The 512-nt window shown below is 37.9% G+C and carries 1 pseudogene; it reads right to left on the bottom strand.

The annotated features are described in order from the left end of the window. A pseudogene (locus M0D21_RS23140) lies at positions 1–512 on the bottom strand (alginate export family protein); the annotation flags it as partial.

The raw sequence follows: 512 nt of genomic DNA on the forward strand, positions 1-512 counted from the left end.
CTAAACCAAATAATGTTTTCCCTGGCTTATAGGTAAGCTCTAGTAGCGCATTGTATGCAGAAAGCTCTACATCCTCGGTGAAATCACCTGTTTGTCCATATATATTGGCTGCTATAGATAATCCTTTTGCTGGTTTTGCGACCAAGTGAGTTCCAAAAGTTTGTCGTCTTACAGTACCATCTACAGGAGTTTGTCCCTCTAGATTTTGGTAAGAGTTATTCGCAATTAAAAGACTTCCTGAGAATTTTTCCCAATCTTTATGTAACCAGGCATAAATCATGCCTTTATAATCGAATACCGCTCTGGCATTACCTCCATTATTAGGATCAAATAATGTAGTTTGTGTACGTACTCCATTTTGGTTAAAAGCAATACCAATGTCTAATTTTAAACCGTTTTTGGCATATTTCAATAAGGCAGCATCGTGAAATCTTCCTTGCATCGCCCAGTCTAGACCTCCAAATATTCTTTGGTCATCATAGGATAATGCTTGTCTTCCTAGCTTTGTAGAC

Origin of the sequence: Aquimarina acroporae, from assembly GCF_023195925.1 — a bacterium.
Lineage (GTDB): Bacteria > Bacteroidota > Bacteroidia > Flavobacteriales > Flavobacteriaceae > Aquimarina > Aquimarina acroporae.